The following is a 21,633-nucleotide window of genomic DNA, read 5'->3' on the forward strand; positions in this document are numbered from 1 at the left end:
CTTTGGAGAGTGACGGTCGCTCCGCTAGGTTCTGCTCGCCCGATCCGCCCTCTCCGGGGCCGGACCCTTGGAGCGCCGGGAGCCTCGTCGTGAGCAGATCGCCGTACGAGACGACGTATCAGCCGTACCAGCCGTACCAGCCGACGTACGAGCCGCAGGACCCGTCGGACCCGTACGGGTCCCACGAGTCCGACGAGCCGCTGTACGGGGACACCTACCGGCCCGCCTACGAGGACGCGGCGCCGCCGGCCGCTCCCGCCGACGAGCCGCGGCTGCCGCGCCAGTCGGCGCGGGACGGCGGGCAGGACGGCGGGCGGGCCGCCGCGCGCCGCGCCGCCCGCCGCAAGAAGACCGACCACCGGCCCGACGGGCTGCGCAGACTGCTGCCGCAGGCCCTCGTCGTCGCGTTCCTCGCGGGCGGCACCTCGGCGTTCGTCGCCAACGACAAGGCCATCGAGCTGACCGTCGACGGCAAGGAACGCACCCTGCACACCTTCGCCGACGACGTCACCGAACTCCTCGCCGACGAGGGTGTCGCGGTCGGCGCGCACGATCTCGTCGCGCCCGCCGAGGGCACCGCACTGGCCAGCGGTGACCAGGTCACCGTGCACTACGGCCGCCCCGTCCAGCTGACCCTCGACGGGCAACGCCGCAAGGTGTGGACGACCGCCCACACCGTCGACGGGGCGCTCCGGCAGCTCGGGGTACGGGCCGAGGGCGCGTACGTCTCGACGTCCCGCTCCCAGAGCATCGGGCGGCACGGGCTCGACCTCGCCGTCCGCACCGAGCGCAGCGTCACCGTCATGGCCGACGGGAAGCGGCGCACCATCCGCACCAACGCCGCCACCGTCGGCGAGGCCGTCTCCGAGGCCGGGATCACGCTGCGCGGCCAGGACACCACCTCGGTACCGGCGAGCAGCTTCCCGCGCGACGGGCAGACGGTCACCGTGATGCGGGTGACCGGCACCAGGGAGACCCGCGAGGAGTCGATCCCGTTCGCCGTCGAGCGCACCCGGGATCCGTCCCTCTTCCTCGGCACCGAGGTCGTCGAGCAGGCCGGGGAGGCGGGCGTGAAGCGGGTGACGTACGAGCTGCGCACCGTCAACGGGGTCAAGCAGAAACCGCGGCGCACGAAGTCCGAGGTGGTGCGGGAGCCGCGGTCCCGCGTGGTCAAGGTCGGCACCAAGCCGATGCCGTCGTCCGTGGCCGGGGCCGATTCCCTGAACTGGTCCGGGCTTGCCGCGTGCGAGTCGGGCGGGCGGCCCGGGGCGCTCGACGCGACCGGTACCTACGGGGGCCTGTACCAGTTCGACACCCAGACCTGGCAGAGCCTCGGCGGCTCGGGCCGGCCCCAGGACGCTCCGGCCGCCGAGCAGACGTACCGGGCGAAGAAGCTGTACGTCCGCCGGGGGGCGAGCCCTTGGCCGCATTGCGGTCCCCGCCTGAACGGGTAGCTGTCCGGCCGCGGCTCTCGTCGTGGCCGGTCGCGCAGTTCCCCGCGCCCCTGAGGCATGCGCTGCGCGCAGCCTCCCCTGATGAGATGCCGCACGAAGTGCGCATCTCAGGGGCGCGGGGAACTGCGCGACCAGCCCCCACGCACCCGCAGACGAAGTGCGCGCGAGAACCCTCGGCGGGCCCACGGCTACCCTTGAGCGGTGAGCACCACAGAGCCCCAAGACCCCCTGCTCGGCGCGGCCGACATCCGCGAACTGGCGGCGGCACTCAACGTCCGGCCCACCAAACAGCGCGGCCAGAACTTCGTGATCGACGCGAACACGGTCCGCCGCATCGTCCGCACCGCGGAGGTCACCGGCGACGACAACGTCGTAGAGGTCGGACCGGGCCTCGGCTCGCTCACCCTCGCCCTGCTCGACGCGGCCCGCCACGTCACGGCGGTCGAGATCGACGACGTCCTCGCATCGGCGCTCCCGGCGACGATCGCGGCCCGCCTCCCGGCGAAGAAGGACGCCTTCGACCTGGTCAACATCGACGCGATGCAGGTCACCGAACTCCCGGGCCCGCCCCCGACGGCCCTGGTCGCGAACCTGCCGTACAACGTCGCGGTGCCGGTGCTGCTGCACATGCTCGACACGTTCCCGACGATCGAGCGCACCCTGGTCATGGTGCAGGCCGAGGTCGCCGACCGCCTCGCGGCCCGCCCCGGCAACAAGGTCTACGGCGTCCCCTCCGTGAAGGCCAACTGGTACGCCGACGTCAAGCGCGCCGGCAGCATCGGCCGCAACGTCTTCTGGCCCGCGCCCAACGTCGACTCCGGCCTCGTCTCGCTCGTGCGCCGCACCGAACCGGTCGCCACCACGGCCACGAAGGCGGAGGTCTTCGCCGTCGTCGACGCCGCGTTCGCCCAGCGCCGCAAGACGCTGCGCGCCGCGCTCGCGACCTGGGCGGGATCGGCGCAGGCCGCCGAGGAGGCGCTGGTCGCGGCCGGGGTCTCCCCGCAGGCACGCGGCGAGGCACTGACGGTCGAGGAGTTCGCCCGGATCGCGGAGGCCAAGCAGCAGTGAGCGTGACGGTACGCGTCCCCGCCAAGGTCAACGTCCAGCTCGCCGTCGGAGGCGCCCGCCCCGACGGCTTCCACGACCTGGCCAACGTCTTCCTCGCCGTCGGCCTCTACGACGAGGTGACCGTCGAGCCGGCCGACGAGCTGACCCTGACCTGCACGGGACCGGGCAGCGATCAGGTCCCCCTGGACCGGACGAACCTCGCCGCCCGCGCCGCGATCGCGCTGGCCGAGCGGCACGGGCTCGGCGACCCTACGGTCCGTATCCACATCGCCAAGGACATCCCGGTCGCGGGTGGCATGGCGGGCGGCTCGGCCGACGCGGCCGGCGCCCTCGTGGCGTGCGACGCGCTGTGGGGCACCGGGGCGTCCCGCGCCGAACTCCTCGACATCTGCGCCGAACTGGGCAGCGACGTGCCGTTCAGCCTGGTCGGCGGGGCCGCGCTCGGCACCGGGCGCGGTGAGAAGCTGCAGCCGCTCGAGGTGGGCGGGGAGTTCTGGTGGGTGTTCGCCGTCGCCGACGGCGGCCTGTCCACCCCGGCCGTGTACCGGGAGTTCGACCGGCTCAGCCCCGAGGCGCCCGAGCCGGTCGCCTCGCCCGCGCTGCTCGACGCGCTGCGCACCGGTGACGTGCGGCGGCTCGCCGCCACCGTCACCAACGACCTCCAGCCCGCCGCGCTCTCCCTCTTCCCCTCCCTGAAGGAGACCCTCGACGCCGGTACGGCCGCCGGGGCCGTGGCCGCGCTGGTCTCCGGGTCGGGACCGACGACGGCGTTCCTCGCGGCCGACGAGGCCGCGGCGCGGGGCGTCGCCGACGGTCTGGCGGCGTCCGGGACGTGCCGGGCGGTGCGGGTGGCGGGCTCGCCCGCGCCCGGGGCGACGGTACTCAGCGGTAACTGAGTACGCGTACGGTGCCGGAGGCGCGCCCCGGCGCGGGACGCTGTCTCTCATGCAGAGACCAAGAGGTCGTCGCCGTCGTCGGTTGCGCCGGGCCGCCGTGCCGCTCGGGGCCGTCGCCCTGTTCGGCCTGAACGCTGCGCTCACCGCGCGCGGCCATCCGCTGCCGCCGCCCGGGCTCGGCGGCGGCGCGGGCCGCCTGGCCCGCCCCCGTGAGGTCGCTCCGCTCCTCAGGGCACAGCGCCTGCGCCGTCCGGCCGTCTCGCGTCCTTCCCACCGTCGTGGCTGGTCGCGCAGTTCCCCGCGCCCCTGAGGCTGCGCTTCGCGCGCCTCCCCTGGGCGAGCGGAGCTCGCTTCAGGGGCGCGGGGAACTGCGCGAGAAGCGGCCACCGGGCCGCGCGCGGCAGACGGCGGAACAGGGCGGACGCGCTCCCGACTACGCTGGACAGCCGGGCCCACCACGCCAGGGCCCGGCGAAACCCCCGCGGCAGGAGCGAAATGGCAGTCAATCTGGTCAATGTCGAGGCAGTCACCAAGGTGTACGGCACCCGTGCCCTCCTCGACGGCGTCTCCCTCGGCGTGCAGGAGGGCGACCGGATCGGCGTCGTGGGCCGCAACGGCGACGGCAAGACCACCCTCATCCGCATGCTGGCCAGGCTGGAGGAGGCCGACTCCGGCCGCGTCACCCACAGCGGCGGCCTGACCCTCGGCGTGCTCACCCAGCACGACTCCCTCGACCCGGAGGCCACCGTCCGCCACGAGGTGATCGGCGACCTCGCCGACCACGAGTGGGCGGGCAACGCCAAGATCCGTGACGTGCTCACCGGTCTGTTCGGGGGTCTCGACCTGCCCGGCTTCCCCCAGGGGCTCGACACCGTCATCGCCCCGCTCTCCGGCGGCGAGCGCCGCCGCATCGCGCTGGCCAAGCTGCTCATCGCCGAGCAGGACCTGATCGTCCTCGACGAGCCCACGAACCACCTGGACGTCGAGGGCATCTCCTGGCTCGCCCGCCACCTCCAGACCCGCCGCTCCGCCCTCGTCTGCGTCACCCACGACCGCTGGTTCCTCGACCAGGTCTGCACCCGCATGTGGGACGTGCAGAAGGGCGACGTCTACGAGTACGAGGGCGGCTACTCGGACTACGTGTTCGCCCGTGCCGAGCGCGAGCGGATCGCCGCGACCGAAGAGGCCAAGCGGCAGAACCTGATGCGCAAGGAGCTGGCCTGGCTGCGCCGCGGCGCCCCCGCCCGCACCTCCAAGCCCCGCTACCGCATCGAGGCGGCCAACGAGCTGATCGCCGACGTGCCGCCGCCCCGCGACAAGAGCGAGCTGATGAAGTTCGCGAACGCCCGGCTCGGCAAGACCGTCTTCGACCTGGAGGACGTGACCGTCCAGGCCGGGCCCAAGGTGCTCCTGAAGCACCTGACCTGGCAGCTCGGCCCCGGCGACCGCGTCGGCCTGGTCGGGGTGAACGGCGCGGGCAAGACGTCCCTGCTGCGCGCGCTGGCCGACGCGGCCACCAGCCACGGCGACGACCAGCCCGCCGCCGGGAAGGTCGTCGTCGGCAAGACGGTCCGGCTCGCCTACCTGTCGCAGGACGTGACCGAACTCCCGGGCTCGCTGCGGGTGCTGGAGGCCGTGCAGCAGATCCGCGACCGCGTCGACCTCGGCAAGGGCCGCGAGATGACCGCGGGCCAGCTGTGCGAGCAGTTCGGGTTCAGCAAGGAGAAGCAGTGGACGCCGGTCGGCGACCTCTCCGGCGGTGAGCGGCGCCGGCTCCAGCTCCTGCGCCTGCTGATGGACGAGCCGAACGTCCTCTTCCTCGACGAGCCGACCAACGACCTCGACATCGAGACCCTCACGCAGCTCGAGGACCTGCTCGACGGCTGGCCGGGCTCCATGATCGTGATCTCCCACGACCGGTTCTTCATCGAGCGCACCACCGACAACACCTTCGCGCTGCTCGGCGACGGCACGCTGCGGATGCTGCCGCGCGGCATCGACGAGTACCTGGAGCGCAGGCAGCGGATGATCGAGGCCGCCACCCCGGCCCCGGCCGCCGCCCCCGCCGCCAAGTCGGGCCCCTCCGCGGCCGACACGCGTGCCGCGAAGAAGGAGCTGCAGAAGATCGAGCGGCAGATGGACAAGATCTCCGAGAAGGAGGCCAAGCTGCACACCCAGATCGCGGACAACGCGACGGACTTCGGCAAGGTGGCCAAGCTCGACGCGGACCTGCGCGAACTCGTCGCCGAGCGCGAGGAGCTGGAGATGCGCTGGCTGGAGCTGGCCGAGGACGCCTGACCCGGGGCCGCCCGCCTGGTGGTACAAAGAGGCGTCCGGAGCCCTGGGGAGGCGCGCGTCCGGACTCGTTCCGGGGGGCCGTCAGTGAAGAAAGGGGAGGGCTGATGACACAGCCGCCCGACCCGCGGCCGTCCGGCAGCGCCTCCGCACCACAGGACGACCCGTTCCGGAAGCGGCCGCCGGCCCCCGCCGCCTTCGGCCCTCCGCCCCCGCCGCAGACGCCCCCGCAGGGCTACGGCACCCCCCACCCGTACGCGTACGGATATCCGCAGCCGCCCACCGTGCCGCCGCCCACTCCCGCCGGGCGGCCCGGCGCGCCGCTGGTCCTGATCATCGCCGCCGCCGTCGTGGCCATCGCCCTGATCATCGGTGTGGGCGTCCTGTACGCCACCTCCGACGACGGCGGCGGCGACCGTCCGGGCAGCACCGCGGCCGACGGCAAGCGGGGCGGCGACGACGCGAGCGCCTCCGGATCCGGCTTCGGCGCCCCGGGCGAGGAGAAGGTGCCCGCCGACCCCGCCGCCCGGCTCGCCTTCGCACTGCCCGCGCCCCGTGTCGCCGGGAACCACGTGGACAGCGTCGTGGGCTCCTGGCTGACCGACCGTACGTACGCCAAGGCGGACGTCGGCCGGATTGTCGGCCACGACCCCGCGACCGGGAAGAAGACCTGGACGCTGCGGCTGCCCGGCCAGACCTGCGGCGCCACCGAGGACGTCACCAAGGACGCGCTGGCCGCCGTCGTCAGCGAGAACGGCGCGCGGGCCGCGGACGGCCGGCACCGGCCCTGCACCCAGATCACCCTGTTCGACGTGAACACCGGCAGGAAGGTGTGGACGAAGAGCGTCGGCACGGGCGCCGCCGCCGTCCCGTTCGAGGAGCCCGTCTTCTCCGGCGACACGCTCGCGCTCGGCGGCGGACTGCGCGGCGGCGCCGCGTTCGACATCAAGACCGGCAGGATCCTGTGGCAGCCGCAGAGGGGCACCTGCCAGGACGTCGGCTACGCGGGCGGCGCGCAACTGGCCACCGTCCGCAGGTGCGCCGTCGACGGCCGGGAGCAGTACGAGGTCCAGCTCCTGGACCCGGAGACCGGGCGCCCCAGGTGGACGTACAAGCTCGCCGACGGTGTCGGCAGCGCCCGGGTCCTGGCCACCGACCCGGTCGTGGTCGGCGTCGGCACGGGGGAGGGCGCCGCGGGCACCGTCACCGGCATCACCCCGATGACCGCCACCGGCAGGCCCCTCACCACCATCCCGCTCGACGCCGACGGCTACGACCTCGGCTGTGACGTCGGGCGGACCGACGGCTGCCGGAAGATCGTCGTGGGCAACGGACGGGTCTATCTGGCCACCCGCCCGCACGAGGGCGGCCCCGCCGGCACGACCAACGAGATCGTCTCCTACGGCCTCGCCTCCGGGCGGCTCACCGGCCGGGCCGACGGCGGCGCCCACCGGCTCTTCCCCCTCCGGATGGACGGCGGGAACGTCCTCGCCTACGCGGACGGCTCGTTCGGCAAGGGCGCGCGCGTCGTGTCCGTCGATCCCCGGTCGATGAAGCAGACGACGCTGTTGCAGACCCCGGCCGACGACACGGCCGCGTACGCCGTGAGCGGCATGGTCGTCGGACTCACCGGCTCCGAAGTGCGCTACTCGGGCGGCCGGTTGTTCCTCGGCAAGGCCCTGACCGGTGCGCCCGCCTCGAAGGACCGCAAGGAGTACACGGCCGTCGCGTTCAGCGCGGGCGGATCCGCGCATTGATCACAACCGGGCGCCAGGTGGCCTGGTTCTACGCTCCCGCACCCCCAATCACCCCCGAAAAGCTGCGATTTCAGCATTCAGGGCCGCTTCTGACCGGTAGGGGGCGCGCGACGTCGAACAAGCGTGTAGCTTCCGGTGGATGAAGGAGGACGGGGAGTCGGGGGGCTCGCCTGTCCGTGGGGGGCCCAGGGGACATGTGCTGCTTCTGGGTCGAACTGGGGGGTTGGCCCGATGGGAGTGCGGCTCATGGTGGTCGACGACCACCGACTGCTGGCCGAGGCGCTCGCCTCGGCCCTGAAACTGCGCGGACACCGTGTCCTCGCCGCGGCCGCGCCCGCCGCGGGCGCCGCCGAACTGGTCATCTCCCGCGCTCCGGAGGTCTGCCTCCTGGGTACGTCGGCCCCGGCCGAGCCGGGCACCTTCGACCCGGTCGTCCGGATCAAGAAGGAGCGTCCGCAGGTGGCGGTGGTGGTCCTCGGCCCGGTCCCGTCGCCGCGCGGCATCGCGGCGGCGTTCGCCGCGGGCGCCTCCGGGTACGTACGGCACGACGAGCGCATAGAGGGAGTGGAGCGGGCCCTGATGAAGGCGCGGGCGGGCGAGGCCGCCGTGGCCCCCGCACTGCTCCAGGGCGCGTTCAGCGAACTGCTCAACCCGGCGGCCCAGCCGGACGACGAGGGCCAGCGGCTGCTCCAGATGCTGACTCCGCGCGAGGTGGAGGTCCTGGTCCGGGTCGCGGACGGCGAGGACACCCGGCTGATCGCGGCCGGCATGGGCATCGCCCCGTCCACGGCCCGCACCCACGTGCAGCGCGTCCTGATGAAGCTGGGCGTCGGATCCCGCCTGGAGGCCGCCGCCCTCGCGGCCCGCACGGGCCTGCTCGACCGGGCGGGCCCGGTGGGCGATGAGCCTTCCGCTTCCCATGAGCAGGAGTAGTGGGCTATAGTCGATCTTGCGTTCGGCGCTGCAACTGACAGTGCGGGACAGTGCGTTGGTGGTCCAAGGAAAGACGCCCCGCTTCCTGCGGGGAAATGCAGGTGCAAGGCCTGCCCGGCGCTCCGAGTCAGAAGGCCCGCCCCGTTTCGACGGGGCGGGCCTTCTGCGTCGTGTGCGGGTCGCGGTGCGCGAAAGGGCCGGGCGTACCGCACTGCGGCGGTGCGCCCGGCCCGTTCCGGTTACGCGCTCACGCGTCCTCGTCCGGAGTCGGCGGCGCCGTGGGGCGCAGCTTCAGCCAGACCAGGAAGAAGAGCCCCAGGGCCAGCATGCCGATGCCCGACCAGAGGTTGATGTTGATGTCCTGGGCCTTCTTGAGGTCCGCGTCGGATGCCGTGATGCCCGCGATCGTGACGATGATCCCGTACACCACGAAGAGTCCGCCGATGATGCGGCGCACGTCGAAGAGGTGGGCGGCCGTGGCCGACTTGGCCTCCAGCTCCTTCACCTCGTCCACGTGGCTGTTCGTGTGGTCGCTCATGTCGTGTACCTCGGACCTCAGAAGGAGAACGGGATGTAGCAGATGGCGGCGAGGACGATCGCGCCCCAGCCCAGCAGGGCCGGCTTGCGGTACCAGGCGTCGTCACCCTCGGCGGGCGGCTCTTCCATGCCCGGGGACTTGGTGCCGTAGACGAGACCGGCCAGTTCCTCGACGGGCTTGGACTTGGTGAACATCGTGACCACGAACATCACGACTCCGCCGACGACGAAGGCGACGATCGAGGAGACGAAGTTGGCGCCCTGGTCCGAGGGGATCGAGATGACGCCCTGCTTGTAGAACCAGAAGTAGTTCACCATCGCGGCCACCGTGCCGGACAGCAGGCCCCAGAAACCGGCCGCGGCCGTGGTGCGCTTCCAGAACATGCCGATGATGAAGACCACGAACAGCGGGACGTTGAAGAACGAGAACAGCGTCTGCAGGTAGTTCATGATGTTGCTGAAGCTGCCCGCGATGAACGCCGTGCCCATGCCGATGAACACGCCGACGGCGGTCACGACCCGGCCGGTCTTCAGGTAGTACCCGTCGCTGCGGCCCTTCTTGACGTACGCGCCCCAGATGTCGTTCGTGAACACCGTGTTGAACGACGAGACGTTGGCCGCCATACCGGCCATGAACGCGGCCAGCAGACCGGTCACCGCGATGCCGAGGACACCGTTGGGGAGCAGGTCGCGCATGAGGACCGGGATCGCGTCGTTGTACTGGAGCCCGTCCTTGCCGGCCTTGCCGAGCGAGGGCTCCATCACCAGGGCGATCAGGCCCGGGACCACGACGACCATCGGTATGAGGATCTTCGGGAACGCGGCGATCAGCGGCGTGCGCTTGGCGGCGGAGAGGTTCTTCGCCGACAGGGCGCGCTGCACCTCGGCGAAGTTGGTCGTCCAGTAGCCGAAGCTCATCACGAAGCCGAGGCCGAGCACGATGGTCAGCCAGTTCGCGCCGAGCGGGTTCGAGGAACCGATGCCGGTGCCCTGCCAGGCCGACATGAACGAGTCACCGTGCGAGTGCGACAGCGAGTCGGAGATGCCGTCCCAGCCGCCGACGCGCTTGAGGCCGACGATGGTCAGCGGGATGAGCGCGGCGAGGATGACGAAGAACTGCAGGACCTCGTTGTAGATGGCGGAGGACAGACCGCCGATCGTGATGTACGCGAGGACGAACAGACCCGCGATGACGATGGCGAGCCACTGCGGCCAGCCGAGCAGGGCCTGGAGCACCAGGGCCATCGCGTACAGGTTGACGCCCGCGATCAGCACCGAGGAGACGGCGAAGATGATCGAGGAGAGCAGGTGGGAGGAGGCGCCGAACCGGTGGAGCAGGAACTCGGGAACCGAGCGCACCTTCGACATGTAGTAGAAGGGCATCATGACCAGGCCCAGGAAGACCATGGCCGGGATGGCGCCGATCCAGTACCAGTGGACGGTGTAGACGCCGTACTGCGCACCGTTGGCGGCCATGCCGAGGATCTCGGTGGCGCCCAGGTTGGCGGAGACGAAGGCGAGGCCGGTCACCCACGCGGGCAGGGAGCGGCCGGAGAGGAAGAAGTCGAGGCTGGTCTTCACCGAGCGGCGGGCCATGAAGCCGATGCCGAGGACGACGACGAAGTAGATCGCGAGGATCGCGTAGTCGAGGCCGTTGGTGGGCAGCCGTAGCCCTGCCGCGAGCGTGGTTGTGGGGGACTGCATGAGTACTCGCTTCGTTGCGCGAACTGAAACAGTCGGGAACCTACGCCTCTGACTTCAATAAGTGAACACTTACGTTGATGTTCTTTGTTTGATTGTGATCGAAGCCTCTCGCTTGTGCGGGATCGTGGCACATCTCTTGACGCGCTTGTTGCCTTATGCTTTGTTGTGTTTGGTTCTGTTTGTTTGTTGGTGCGATGAGGAGCATCGGACGTGAAGAAGACGTCGACCCGGCTCGCCGACGGTCGTGAACTGATCTATTACGACTCGCGGGACGACGTCGTGCGCGACGCCGTGGACCGGCGCCCCCTCGACCCCACGGTCACCACCTCCGAGATCCGCCGCGACCCGCTGCTCGGCGACGCGGTCGCCGTCGCCTCGCACCGGCAGGGCCGCACCTACCACCCGCCGGCCGACGAGTGCCCGCTCTGCCCCTCGCAGGGCGAGCGGCTCTCCGAGATCCCCGACTCCTCGTACGACGTCGTCGTCTTCGAGAACCGGTTCCCCTCGCTCGCCGGGGACGCGGGCCGCTGCGAGGTGGTCTGCTTCACCTCCGACCACGACAAGTCCTTCGCCGACCTCAGCGAGGAGCAGGCCGGTCTGGTCCTGGAGGCCTGGACCGACCGCACGGCCGAGCTGTCCCATCTTGACTCCGTCGAACAGGTCTTCTGTTTCGAGAACCGCGGCGCCGAGATCGGCGTCACCCTCGGTCACCCGCACGGGCAGATCTACGGCTACCCCTTCACCACCCCGCGAACCGCGCTGATGCTGCGCTCCGCCGCCCAGCACAAGGAGCAGACCGGCGGGCGGAACCTGTTCGCCGACGTCGTCGAGAAGGAGATCGAGGACGGCAGCCGGATCGTCCTGGAGGGCGAGCACTGGGTGGCCTTCGTGCCCTACGCCGCCCACTGGCCCTACGAGGTCCACCTCTACCCCAAGCGCCGGGTCCCGGACCTGCTCGCGCTGGACGACGACGCCCGCACAGAATTCCCCAAGATCTATCTGGAACTGTTGAGGCGCTTCGACCGGATCTTCGGTGCGGACCAGCCGGTGACGCCGTACATCGCCGCCTGGCACCAGGCTCCGTTCGGCCCGCTGGAGGAGTTCGAGGGCGTCACGCGTGACGACTTCGCGCTGCACCTGGAGCTTTTCACCATCCGCCGTACTTCCGGCAAGCTGAAGTTCCTCGCGGGCTCCGAGTCCGGTATGAGCGTGTTCATCAACGACGTGCCGCCGGAGACCGCGGCCGAGCGACTGCGAGAGGTAGCGAGCAAGTAATGGGCAAGGCCGATTCTCGGAAGTACATGGTCACGGGCGGCGCGGGGTACGTCGGCAGCGTCGTCGCGCAGCATCTCCTGGAGGCGGGCCACGAGGTCACCGTCCTCGACAACCTCTCCACCGGCTTCCGCGAGGGCGTCCCCGCCGGGGCCGACTTCGTCGAGGGCGACATCCGCGACGCAGCCAAGTGGCTCGACGCCTCCTTCGACGCCGTGCTGCACTTCGCCGCCTTCTCGCAGGTCGGCGAGTCCGTCGTGAAGCCCGAGAAGTACTGGGACAACAACGTCGGCGGCACCATGGCCCTGCTCGCCGCGATGCGCGCGGCCGGAGTGAAGAAGCTGGTCTTCTCCTCCACCGCCGCCACCTACGGCGAGCCGGTCAGCACCCCGATCACCGAGACCGACCCGACGGCGCCCACCTCCCCCTACGGCGCCTCCAAGCTCGCCGTCGACCACATGATCAGCGGCGAGGCGAAGGCCCACGGACTCGCGGCCGTCTCCCTTCGATACTTCAACGTGGCGGGCGCGTACGGCAGTTGCGGCGAGCGGCACGACCCCGAGTCGCACCTCATCCCGCTCGTCCTCCAGGTCGCCCAGGGCCGCCGCGAGGCCATCTCGGTCTACGGCGACGACTACCCGACCCCCGACGGCACCTGCGTGCGCGACTACATCCACGTCGCGGACCTCGCCGAGGCCCACCTCCTGGCCGTCGAGGCCGCCCGCCCCGCCGAGCACCTGATCTGCAACCTCGGCAACGGCAATGGCTTCTCGGTCCGTGAGGTCATCGAGACCGTCCGCCGGGTCACCGGCCACCCGATCCCCGAGGTCATCGCCCCGCGCCGCGGTGGCGACCCGGCGGTCCTGGTCGCCTCCGCCGCCACCGCGCGCGAGCGCCTCGGCTGGAACCCGTCCCGCGCGGACCTCGCGGGAATCGTCGCCGACGCCTGGGAGTTCGCCCAGGCGCGCCAGCAGGAGAAGTAGGGGGCAGCGAGCCATGTCCATCGCCGCGCAGTTCAGTGATCTGTACGGGTACGAGCCCGCCGGGGTGTGGGCGGCCCCGGGCCGCGTGAACCTCATCGGTGAGTACACCGACTTCAACGAGGGCTTCGTACTGCCCCTCGCGCTGCCGCACACCGCGGTGGCGGCCGTGGCCAAGCGGGACGACGGCGTGCTGCGGCTGCACTCGGCCGACATCGACGCCCCCGTCGCCGAACTGCGCGTCGACGAACTGACCCCGCTCACCAGGTACGGGCAGGGCGGCTGGGCCGCGTACCCGGCGGGCGTGGTGTGGGCGCTGCGCGAGGCGGGCCACGCCGTCACCGGCGCGGACCTCCACCTCGCCTCCACGGTGCCGACCGGCGCGGGCCTGTCCTCCTCGGCGGCCCTGGAGGTCGTGACGGCGTACGCGCTCAACGACCTGTTCGGCCTCGGCCTGACCACGCAGGAACTGGCCGTTCTCGCGCAGCGCGCCGAGAACGTCTTCGTCGGTGTGCCGTGCGGGGTCATGGACCAGATGGCGTCGGCGTGCGCGAACGAGGGGCACGCGCTGCACCTCGACTGCCGTGACCTGTCGATCCGTCAGGTCCCGTTCGACCTGTCCGACGAGGGGCTGCAACTCCTCGTCGTCGACACCCGCGTCAAGCACGAGCTGGGCGACGGGGCGTACGCGGAGCGGCGGGCCGGCTGCGAGGAGGGCGCCCGGGTGCTCGGCGTCTCGCACCTGCGCGACGTCCCGTACGCCGGACTCGACGACGCCGTCGCCACGCTGGAGCGGGCCGGGGCCGACGAGAAGGTCGTCCGCTACGTCCGGCACATCGTCAGCGACGACCACCGGGTGGAGCGGGTCATCGAACTGCTCGACGCCGGGGACGTGCGCGGGATCGGGCCCGTCCTCAACGAGGGACACGTCTCGCTCCGCGACGACCTGCGGATCTCCTGCCCCGAGCTGGACCTGGTCGTCGCCACCGCCGTCGCCTCCGGCGCGGTCGGGGCGCGGATGACCGGGGGCGGGTTCGGCGGGTCGGCCGTGGTGCTGGTCGAGGACGGGGACGCGGAGGCGGTGACGAAGTCGGTGCTGGCCGCGTTCGAGGGGGCCGGGTATACGGCTCCCCGGGTGTTTGCCGCGGTTCCGTCTGCGGGGGCCCGGCGACTGAGTTGAGGGTTCGTCTGCGCCGTAGGGGTGTGGGGCGTGCGAGGCTTTCTCGCCGTCGTGGCTTGTCGCGCAGTTCCCCGCGCCCCTGCAGGGCGCTCCTCAGGCCAGCCGTTTTGTCAGCGTGAACTCTTTTACTCCCGGGGGATAGTCCGGGATGACCGACACCACCTCGTAGCCGTGCTGGCGGTAGAAGCCCGGGGCCTGGAAGTCCCAGGTCTCCAGGCGGGAGTTGGCGCATCCGTGGTGTTCGACGGCGAGTTTTTCGGCCTCGGCCAGCAGACGGGAGCCGAGGCCCGCGCCGCGGTGACGGTCCGCGACCCACAGCAGGTCGACGTGGAGCCAGGTCGCCCAGACGTGGGCGTCGAGCCCGCCGGCCAGTGATCCGTCCGCCGGATCGAACGCCCATACCTGCAGAGGAAGTTCGCGCTCGTCAGGGGTGCCGCGCAGGGCGCGGATCGCGGGTGACGCCGCGGTGTTGGTGTCCCTCAGCAGCGAGCGGAGCAGAAGTCCGCGCTCTTTGTCGACTTCTGTCTCAAAGCGAAACATGCGCCCCACGATAAACGCGCTGGACAGTCGCTGGTCGGTCAACTGGGAACCAGTTCTGCGAATTGCCTTCCCCTCGGGGCCCGCAGCCCTAGTCTGATGACAACACCGGTGGGGGCCGGTGTTGATCAGGGGGCGAGACAGCCGGGTACGACGCCCGGAGTGGGGGTAGCGGTTCAGCGCGGCGGCGGCCGTGCGGCTGCGGTGACCTGAAACTCCGGGCGCCGTACCTGCGTTGGTCATCCTCCCGACCAGTGGGGGTTTCAGTGGTACGTATTCGGGTTCTGGTCGTCGACGACCATCGCATCTTCGCCGAGTCCCTCGCCGCGGCGCTCGCCGCGGAGCCGGACGTCGACGTGTCGGCCGCGGGCAGCGGCCCGGCCGCGCTGCGCTCCTTGGAGCGGGCGGCCGCCGAGGGGCGCAGATTCGATGTGCTGCTCGTCGACGCGGACCTGGGCGCAGCGTCCTTGCAGGGCATGCGCCCGCCGACCGTGGTGCCCGAGGGCGGTGCGCAGGACGGGCTCGTGGACGGCATCTCCCTTGTCGCGGGCGTCCGTTCGGGGCAGCCCGCCGTGCGGACGGTGGTGCTCGCCGAGCGGGACGATCCGCGGCGGGCGGCGCTGGCGCTGCAGGCCGGTGCCTCCGGGTGGGTCGCCAAGGACTGCTCGCTGTCGCGGCTGCTCAATGTCATACGGGGGGTGCTGCGCGACGAGACGCATCTGCCCCCGGCGCTGCTGACCGGGGTGCTGCGGGAGCTGACCGCGGCGCGCAAGCACCGCACCGAGTCGGAGCGGCTGGTGGAGTCGCTCACGCCCCGGGAGCGGGAGGTGCTGCGGTGCATGGTCGCCGGGCTCGGCCGCAAGGCCGTCGCCGAGCGGCTGTTCCTGTCGCCGCACACGGTCCGGACCCATATGCAGAACGTGCTGGGGAAGCTGGGGGTGCACTCGACCCTCGCCGCGGTGGCGCTCGCGCGCAGGGCCGGTGTCGGGCCTGTGGATCTTGAGGCCGCCAGCTGAATCGCCGGGTCGCGCGGCTGGCGGCCACCGGCCGTCAGCCGGACGACTATCCCGGAATGTTGTCGAACGGCGCCGTCAACTGCCGTAGCAGCGACGCCAGTTCGGCCCGGTCCCCTCGGGAGAGCTCGGCGAGGATGGCGCGCTCCTGGTCGAGGAGCCCCGCCAGCGCCTGGTCGGCGCGGTCGCGCCCCTCGGCGGTGAGCCGGACCAGCACGCCGCGCCGGTCACTGGGATCGGGCAGCCGCTCGACCAGCCCCTTCTTGGTGAGCCGGTCGATGCGATTGGTCATCGTGCCCGACGTCACCAGCGTCTGCGTGAGCAGCTGCCCGGGGGAGAGCTGGTACGGAGCCCCGGCCCGCCGCAGCGAGGTCAGCACGTCGAACTCCCACGGCTCCAGCTGATGCTCGGCGAAGGCCAGCCGGCGGGCCCGGTCGAGATGGCGCGCAAGCCTGCTGACCCGACTGAGCACCTCCAGGGGCTCCACGTCGAGGTCGGGGCGCTCTCGGCGCCACGCTGCGACCAGACGGTCGACCTCGTCCTCCATGGCGATCAGTGTAGGGGGTGTGTCGACATGAAGTCTCTTGATATCGAGTCTCTTGACATCGAGATATAAAAGAGGTGAGCCTGAAGGCATGACGACGAGCTCGCCCACCTGGGACCCGCAGCAGTACCTCCGCCACGCGGACCACCGCGGCCGCCCCTTCGCGGACCTCCTCGCCCGCGTCCCGGAACCGCCCCGCACCCCGCCCCGCATCGCCGATCTGGGCTGCGGCCCCGGCAATGTCACCACCCTGCTCGCCGACCGCTGGCCCGGCGCGCACATCACCGGCTACGACAACTCCCCGGACATGCTCGCCCGCGCCGAGGAGCACGCCGGACCCACGGCGGGCGGCGGCCGCATCGACTTCGCGTACGCCGACGCCGCGCACTGGGCGCCCACGGACACGTACGACCTGATCGCCTCGAACGCGACCCTGCAATGGGTCCCCGGCCACGTCGACGCCTTCCCGCGCTGGCTGGACGCGCTCGCCCCCGGCGGCACGCTCGCCTTCCAGGTGCCCGGCAACTTCGACGCCCCCAGCCACGCCCTGATGCGGGAACTCGCCGGATCCGCCCCGTGGAAGGACCGGCTCGACGGAGTGCTGCGGCACGGCGACGCGGTGCTCGACCCGGCCGCGTACCTGGACCGGCTCGCCGGGCTCGGCTGCGCGGTGGACGCCTGGGAGACCACGTATCTGCACCTGCTGGAGGGCGAGGACCCGGTCCTCGACTGGGTGAAGGGGACCGGGCTGCGGCCCGTGCTCACCGCGCTCGCCGACGACCCCGGGGCGCGGGACGCGTTCGTCGCCGCCTACCGGGACCTGCTGCGGGCGGCCTACCCGGCGGCCTCGTACGGCACCGTGCTGCCCTTCCGCCGGATCTTCGTGGTGGCGGTGAAGCCCGCGTGATCGTCGCTCTGGACCATGTGCAGCTCGCCGCGCCCGAGGGCAGCGAGGCACTGCTGCGCTCCTTCTACGCCGATGTCCTGGGGATGACCGAGATCCCCAAGCCGCCGGTGCTCGCCGCCCGCGGGGGATGCTGGTTCGCGGCTGGGGGCGTCCAGCTCCATCTGGGGATCGAGCGCGATTTCCGTCCGGCCCGCAAGGCGCATCCGGGGCTGCGGGTGGATGCCATCGAGGCGTTCGCCCGCCGGTTGACGGAAGCCGGCGCCGAGGTGGTCTGGGACGACGGTCTCCCCGGTCACCTGCGCTTCTACGCCACCGACCCGGTCGGCAACCGGCTCGAATTCCTCGAACCGTCCCCGTCCGCCACCACGCGGAAGCCCGTGTGACCGGTCGAGGCGTCCGGCGTGTTGGACGTCCGCGCCGAGCAGCGGTAGCGGTTGCAGTACGAGTCGTGGCACAGGTGTGAGCCGCCGCGCAGCGCCCGCGCGGGCGAGCCGGGCTCGAACCGGTCGGCCGTCCACTCCCACACGTTGCCGACGGCGTGGTGCAGCCCGAAGCCGTTGGGGGCGAGCGAGCGCACGGGGGCGGTGCCGACCTCGGCCGTCGGACCGTCCGGGAACGCGCCGCGGAAGATCACCGCGCGGTCCGGGGTCGGCGGTTCGTCGCCCCAGGGGTGGCGGGCCTGGTCGAGGCCGCCGCGCGCCGCGTACTCCCATTCGGCCTCGGTGGGCAGCCGGGTGCCGGACCACGCGCAGTACGCCCGCGCGTCGTGCCAGGAGACGTGGGTGACGGGGTGGTCGAGGCGGTCGTCCGAGCCGGAGCCGGGGCCTTCCGGTGCGCGGTGCCAGGCGCCCGGCACCGCGAGCCACCAGTCGGCGCCGGGCACGGGTTCGGCGTGCGGGCGGGCCGCCGCGGTGGCGCTGTGGCGGAAGACGAAGGAGTAGCCGAAGCGCTCGGCCTCGGTCCGGTAGCCGGTGGCGTCGGCGAAGGCGCGGAACTCGGCGTGGCTGACGGCCGTGGCGGAGATCCGGAACGGCGCCACCTGCACGTCGCGCACCGGCCCCTCGGCGTCGTCGGGGAACGCGTCGGTGTCCTCGGTTCCCATCCGGAAGACGCCCCCGGGCAGGGCGAGGAGCGGTGCGAAGGCCCCGGCGGGCCGCCGCTGCCGCCCGGTGTCCCGGTCCGGCAGCGGCAGGGCGGTGGTCCCGCCCGGTGCGGCGGTGCGGTCGGGAGCGCAGCAGCGGCGGCCCATCGGGGTTCCTCTCGCAGGCGGTGGCGGTGTCAGGCGGTGCGGTCGGCGGCCAGGGCGGCGGCGAGCGCCGGGATCCCCAGCTCCCGTTCCTGCGCGGGCGTGGCCTGGTAGAGGCTGTTCTTCAGCTGGTACGGGTCCGCCTGGAGGTCGTAGTACTCGCGGAACCCCACCTGCCCGGTGCCGGTCACCGTGCCGGAGGCGTCGGTGTGCAGGTCGTAGTACTCCGTGTACTGGCGGTCCTTGGAGACGTACGACGACCAGGTCCGCTGGCCGGCCCCCGTGCCCTGCTTCCACCACTCGACGAGCAGGTGGTCGCGGGAGTAGCCGCTGAGCAGCGAGCGGCCGTCGTGCGGGGTGTCCGGGGTGATGCCGGCCGCGTCGAGGACGGTGGGGGCGATGTCGATGTTCGCCACGATGCGGTTGTCGGTGGTGCCGCCGCCGAGCCCGCCGCCGGGCCAGGAGAGGTAGAACGGCACCTCGTGGGCGGGCCGGTAGGGGACGCCCTTGCCGGTCAGGCCGTGGTCGGCCCAGTTGAAGCCGTTGTCGCCGATGTAGATGACCAGGGTGTTGTCCAGCTGCCCGAGCGCCGCCAGCTTGTCGTGGAACGCCTGGACCGCGTCGTCCACCGAGCGCAGGGTGCGCAGCTGCTCGGCGCGCACCCGGCGGCCGTCGGCCAGGGTCTGGGTGGCGTTGCGGACGTACGGGGGCTTGTCGCTGCGGTCGTCCTCGGGCACCGAGGGGCGGCCGTCCCAGGCGGGCACGTCGGTGCCGGCGTACTTGGGCTCCGGGGTGCGCGGGCCGTGCGAGGCGTAGGGGGTGACGTACGCGAACCAGGGGCGGTCGTCGGTGCGGGACTTCTCCAGGAACGCCAGGGTGCGGTTCCTGACCACCGTGGTGGTGTAGCCGGGGACGGTCTGCACGGTGCCGTTCACGTTGAAGGTGCCGTCCACGTACGAGGGTCTGAGCAGCGCGAAGTCCTCGAAGTGCGGTGGGTTGTCGGCGACGTCCCAGGAGTTGAGGTACTTGCCGAACAGGCCCGTGCGGTAGCCCGCCTCCTTCAGGTGGCGCTGCAGGGTCGTGTGCTGGTCCAGCGCGTGCGAGGCGCCGTTGTTGCGGACGCCGTGGTTGTGGGCGAAGCGGCCGGAGAAGACCGAGGACCGCGACGGGGCGCACAGCGGGGTCGTGACGTGGCCGTTGGTGAAGCGCACGCCCTGGCCGGCCAGCCAGGCGACGGTGTTCGGGGTGGCCCACTCGGTCTGCTTGGGCTGGTCGTCGGTGACGATCAGCAGCACGTTGGGCCGGGCCGCGGCGGCCCGGGCGGGGGAGGCGGCGAGCGCGGGCAGGGAGGCGCCGGCGGCGACGGCGGCCGCGGTGCCGAGGATGCCGCGGCGGGTGGGACCCGATGTGCTGTCGGACGTACTAGAGGTGCTCATGACAAAGTGACCCTCTCGTCAGCGTGCGGGACGGGCGGTGCGATGGTGGCGGTACGAGAACGCTAGGCGCGGGGCCTGCCCGGATCCATGCACGGAGCGCGAAGGGTTTGTTGCTGGTTCATTGCCGCGTGTGAGAGCGCGGAACAGGGGCTTTCAGCTCTTCCGGTGCCCTATCAGACGGGGCTTCGGCTCCAGGCCGTCCAGACCGTGCCAGGCCAGATTGACCAGATGGGCGGCGACCTCGGCCTTCTTCGGCCTGCGGGCGTCCAGCCACCACTGGCCGGTCAGCGCCACCATCCCGACCAGCGCCTGCGCGTACATCGGCGCCAGCTTCGGGTCGAAGCCCCGGGCCTTGAACTCGCGGCCCAGGATGTCCTCCACCTGCGTGGCGATGTCGGAGATCAGCGAGGCGAAGGAGCCCGTGGACTGCGGGATGGGGGAGTCGCGCACCAGGATGCGGAAACCGTCCGTGTACTCCTCGATGTAGTCGAGGAGCGCGAACGCCGCCTGCTCGCACAGCTCGCGCGGATGGCCGGCGGTCAGGGAGCCGGTCACCATGTCGAGGAGCTGGCGCATCTCGCGGTCCACGACGACCGCGTACAGGCCCTCCTTGCCGCCGAAGTGCTCGTACACCACCGGCTTGGAGACCCCGGCCTTCGCCGCGATCTCCTCCACCGAGGTGCCCTCGAACCCCTTCGCGGCGAAGACGGTGCGGCCGATCTCCAGCAACTGCTGCCGGCGCTCCGCCCCCGTCATCCGCGTACGGCGCGCGCGCCGTGGCTTCTCGGGCCTGTCAGTGCTCGGGGTGCTTGAGTCGGTCGCCACGTCACCCATCATGCCGTGCCGCGGTCACGCGGCGTCGGCGGCCGTGGCATCCGGGACGCGCCGCGCCGCGATCCGGTCCTTCGACGGCCAGCGCACGTCGTACGCCCAGCCCGCCTGCTCGAACCAGCGGATCAGCCGCGCCGAGGAGTCGACCTGGCCGCGCATCACGCCGTGCCGCGCCGAGGTGGGGTCCGCGTGGTGCAGGTTGTGCCAGGACTCGCCGCAGGACAGGACCGCGAGCCACCACACGTTGCCCGAGCGGTCGCGGGACTTGAAGGGACGCTTGCCGACCGCGTGGCAGATCGAGTTGATCGACCAGGTCACGTGGTGCAGCAGGGCCACCCGCACGAGAGAGCCCCAGAAGAACGCCGTGAACGCGCCCCACCAGGACATCGTGACCAGACCGCCGATCAGCGCCGGCAGGAACAGCGAGACGAGCGTCCACATGATGAACTGACGCGAGATCGCCCGGATCGCCGGATCCTTGATCAGGTCCGGCGCGTACTTCTCCTGCGACGTCTGCTCCTCGTCGAACATCCAGCCGATGTGCGCCCACCACAGGCCCTTCATCAGGGCCGGCACCGTCTCCCCGAACCGCCACGGCGAGTGCGGGTCGCCCTCCGCGTCGGAGAACCTGTGGTGCTTGCGGTGGTCGGCGACCCAGCGGACCAGCGGACCCTCCACCGCGAGCGAGCCCATGATCGCCAGCGCGATCCGCAGCGGGCGCTTCGCCTTGAAGGAACCGTGCGTGAAGTACCGGTGGAAACCGATCGTGATGCCGTGACAGCCGATGTAGTAGAAGGCCACCAGCAGGCCCAGGTCCAGCCAGCTGACACCCCAGCCCCAGGTCAGCGGCACCGCCGCGACCAGGGCCAGGAACGGCACGGTGATGAACAGGAGCAGCGTGATCTGCTCCAGCGAGCGCTTCTGCTCACCGCCCAGCGTCGCCGACGGCAGCGCGGCGGCGGCATCGGCGGACGTCTGACGGGGGGCGTCGTCGATCACATCGGGGCTTGTGGCCATGGGGCATCCCTGTGAGGTCGAGGGGT

21 protein-coding genes are annotated in these 21,633 nt (G+C 71.7%); 13 read left to right on the plus strand and 8 right to left on the minus strand.

All coding sequences use genetic code 11. The features are described 5' to 3' along the window. Positions 1–89: 89 nt before the first annotated feature. The 7 genes from ABT127_RS01780 (at position 90) to ABT127_RS01810 (ending at position 8,403) form a co-directional block, all read left to right on the plus strand. Positions 90–1,454 carry a resuscitation-promoting factor gene (locus ABT127_RS01780; RefSeq protein ID WP_351443877.1) on the plus strand — a complete coding sequence of 455 codons (1,365 nt, stop codon included), beginning with the start codon at positions 90–92 and terminating at the stop codon, positions 1,452–1,454. A 201-nt stretch (positions 1,455–1,655) separates the two neighbouring features. Next, entirely contained in the window at positions 1,656–2,522 is an 867-nt protein-coding gene (gene rsmA, locus ABT127_RS01785) for a 16S rRNA (adenine(1518)-N(6)/adenine(1519)-N(6))-dimethyltransferase RsmA (RefSeq protein WP_351443878.1), read from the plus strand. Continuing rightward, the gene (locus ABT127_RS01790; protein WP_351443879.1) at positions 2,519–3,418 is read left to right on the plus strand and encodes a 4-(cytidine 5'-diphospho)-2-C-methyl-D-erythritol kinase; all 900 of its coding nucleotides are present in this window, start codon (positions 2,519–2,521) and stop codon (positions 3,416–3,418) included. The genes rsmA and ABT127_RS01790 overlap by 4 nt, the downstream gene beginning before the upstream one ends. A 49-nt stretch (positions 3,419–3,467) precedes the next feature. Then, the gene (locus ABT127_RS01795; RefSeq protein ID WP_351443880.1) at positions 3,468–3,728 is read left to right on the plus strand and encodes a hypothetical protein; all 261 of its coding nucleotides are present in this window, start codon (positions 3,468–3,470) and stop codon (positions 3,726–3,728) included. Positions 3,729–3,913: 185 nt separating this feature from the next. Further along, entirely contained in the window at positions 3,914–5,716 is a 1,803-nt protein-coding gene (locus tag ABT127_RS01800; protein WP_351443881.1) for an ABC-F family ATP-binding cassette domain-containing protein, read from the plus strand. Positions 5,717–5,820: 104 nt separating this feature from the next. After that, on the plus strand, positions 5,821–7,470 hold the full coding sequence (locus ABT127_RS01805; RefSeq protein WP_351443882.1) for an outer membrane protein assembly factor BamB family protein: 1,650 nt from the start codon (positions 5,821–5,823) through the stop codon (positions 7,468–7,470). A 231-nt stretch (positions 7,471–7,701) separates the two neighbouring features. Further along, positions 7,702–8,403, plus strand: coding sequence for a helix-turn-helix transcriptional regulator (locus ABT127_RS01810; protein WP_351443883.1), 702 nt, complete (start codon positions 7,702–7,704; stop codon positions 8,401–8,403). 247 nt (positions 8,404–8,650) lie between these two features. Here ABT127_RS01810 and ABT127_RS01815 read toward each other — a convergent pair whose 3' ends face one another. Continuing rightward, positions 8,651–8,941: a hypothetical protein gene (locus ABT127_RS01815; RefSeq protein WP_351443884.1), complete on the minus strand. Its 291-nt coding sequence runs from the start codon at positions 8,939–8,941 to the stop codon at positions 8,651–8,653. Between the two features lie 17 nt (positions 8,942–8,958). Continuing rightward, a complete protein-coding gene (locus ABT127_RS01820; protein WP_351443885.1) occupies positions 8,959–10,644 on the minus strand; it encodes a sodium:solute symporter family protein in 1,686 nt (561 codons plus the stop codon). A 210-nt stretch (positions 10,645–10,854) separates the two neighbouring features. Here ABT127_RS01820 and galT point away from each other — a divergent pair, with 210 nt between their 5' ends. Genes galT through galK form a run of 3 tightly spaced genes read left to right on the plus strand, consistent with a single transcriptional unit; the run spans position 10,855 to position 14,076 of the window. Beyond that, positions 10,855–11,919 (plus strand): galactose-1-phosphate uridylyltransferase, encoded by a 1,065-nt coding sequence (gene galT / locus ABT127_RS01825; RefSeq protein ID WP_351443886.1) that lies wholly within the window; start codon positions 10,855–10,857, stop codon positions 11,917–11,919. After that, the gene (gene galE / locus ABT127_RS01830) at positions 11,919–12,899 is read left to right on the plus strand and encodes a UDP-glucose 4-epimerase GalE (protein WP_351443887.1); all 981 of its coding nucleotides are present in this window, start codon (positions 11,919–11,921) and stop codon (positions 12,897–12,899) included. The genes galT and galE overlap by 1 nt, the downstream gene beginning before the upstream one ends. A 13-nt stretch (positions 12,900–12,912) precedes the next feature. Next, positions 12,913–14,076, plus strand: a complete 1,164-nt coding sequence (gene galK, locus ABT127_RS01835; RefSeq protein WP_351443889.1) for a galactokinase — start codon at positions 12,913–12,915, stop codon at positions 14,074–14,076. 93 nt (positions 14,077–14,169) lie between these two features. On the opposite strand, the gene ABT127_RS01840 is transcribed toward galK, so the two are convergent. Further along, the gene (locus tag ABT127_RS01840; RefSeq protein WP_351443890.1) at positions 14,170–14,616 is read right to left on the minus strand and encodes a GNAT family N-acetyltransferase; all 447 of its coding nucleotides are present in this window, start codon (positions 14,614–14,616) and stop codon (positions 14,170–14,172) included. Positions 14,617–14,879: 263 nt separating this feature from the next. On the opposite strand from ABT127_RS01840, the gene ABT127_RS01845 reads away from it, so the two are divergent. Continuing rightward, the gene (locus tag ABT127_RS01845; RefSeq protein ID WP_111665963.1) at positions 14,880–15,629 is read left to right on the plus strand and encodes a LuxR C-terminal-related transcriptional regulator; all 750 of its coding nucleotides are present in this window, start codon (positions 14,880–14,882) and stop codon (positions 15,627–15,629) included. A gap of 46 nt (positions 15,630–15,675) precedes the next feature. Here ABT127_RS01845 and ABT127_RS01850 read toward each other — a convergent pair whose 3' ends face one another. Next, the gene (locus ABT127_RS01850; protein ID WP_351443891.1) at positions 15,676–16,173 is read right to left on the minus strand and encodes a MarR family winged helix-turn-helix transcriptional regulator; all 498 of its coding nucleotides are present in this window, start codon (positions 16,171–16,173) and stop codon (positions 15,676–15,678) included. A gap of 88 nt (positions 16,174–16,261) precedes the next feature. Here ABT127_RS01850 and ABT127_RS01855 point away from each other — a divergent pair, with 88 nt between their 5' ends. Next, entirely contained in the window at positions 16,262–17,077 is an 816-nt protein-coding gene (locus ABT127_RS01855) for a trans-aconitate 2-methyltransferase (RefSeq protein ID WP_351443892.1), read from the plus strand. Further along, positions 17,074–17,460, plus strand: coding sequence for a VOC family protein (locus tag ABT127_RS01860; RefSeq protein ID WP_351443893.1), 387 nt, complete (start codon positions 17,074–17,076; stop codon positions 17,458–17,460). Before ABT127_RS01855 ends, ABT127_RS01860 begins: the two co-directional genes overlap by 4 nt. Here ABT127_RS01860 and ABT127_RS01865 read toward each other — a convergent pair. The 4 genes from ABT127_RS01865 to ABT127_RS01880 all read right to left on the minus strand — a co-directional run bounded on the left by ABT127_RS01865 (position 17,382) and on the right by ABT127_RS01880 (position 21,607). Further along, the gene (locus ABT127_RS01865; protein WP_351443894.1) at positions 17,382–18,326 is read right to left on the minus strand and encodes a formylglycine-generating enzyme family protein; all 945 of its coding nucleotides are present in this window, start codon (positions 18,324–18,326) and stop codon (positions 17,382–17,384) included. The genes ABT127_RS01860 and ABT127_RS01865 overlap by 79 nt on opposite strands. Positions 18,327–18,355: 29 nt before the next feature. Then, complete coding sequence (locus ABT127_RS01870; protein ID WP_351443895.1) at positions 18,356–19,759, minus strand: sulfatase family protein; 1,404 nt, start codon at positions 19,757–19,759, stop codon at positions 18,356–18,358. Between the two features lie 153 nt (positions 19,760–19,912). Further along, positions 19,913–20,596, minus strand: coding sequence for a TetR family transcriptional regulator (locus ABT127_RS01875; RefSeq protein WP_351443896.1), 684 nt, complete (start codon positions 20,594–20,596; stop codon positions 19,913–19,915). 12 nt (positions 20,597–20,608) lie between these two features. Continuing rightward, complete coding sequence (locus ABT127_RS01880) at positions 20,609–21,607, minus strand: acyl-CoA desaturase (RefSeq protein ID WP_351443897.1); 999 nt, start codon at positions 21,605–21,607, stop codon at positions 20,609–20,611. Positions 21,608–21,633 lie beyond the last annotated feature (26 nt).

The sequence above is a fragment of the Streptomyces sp. NPDC001904 genome, assembly GCF_040297005.1.
Lineage (GTDB): Bacteria > Actinomycetota > Actinomycetes > Streptomycetales > Streptomycetaceae > Streptomyces.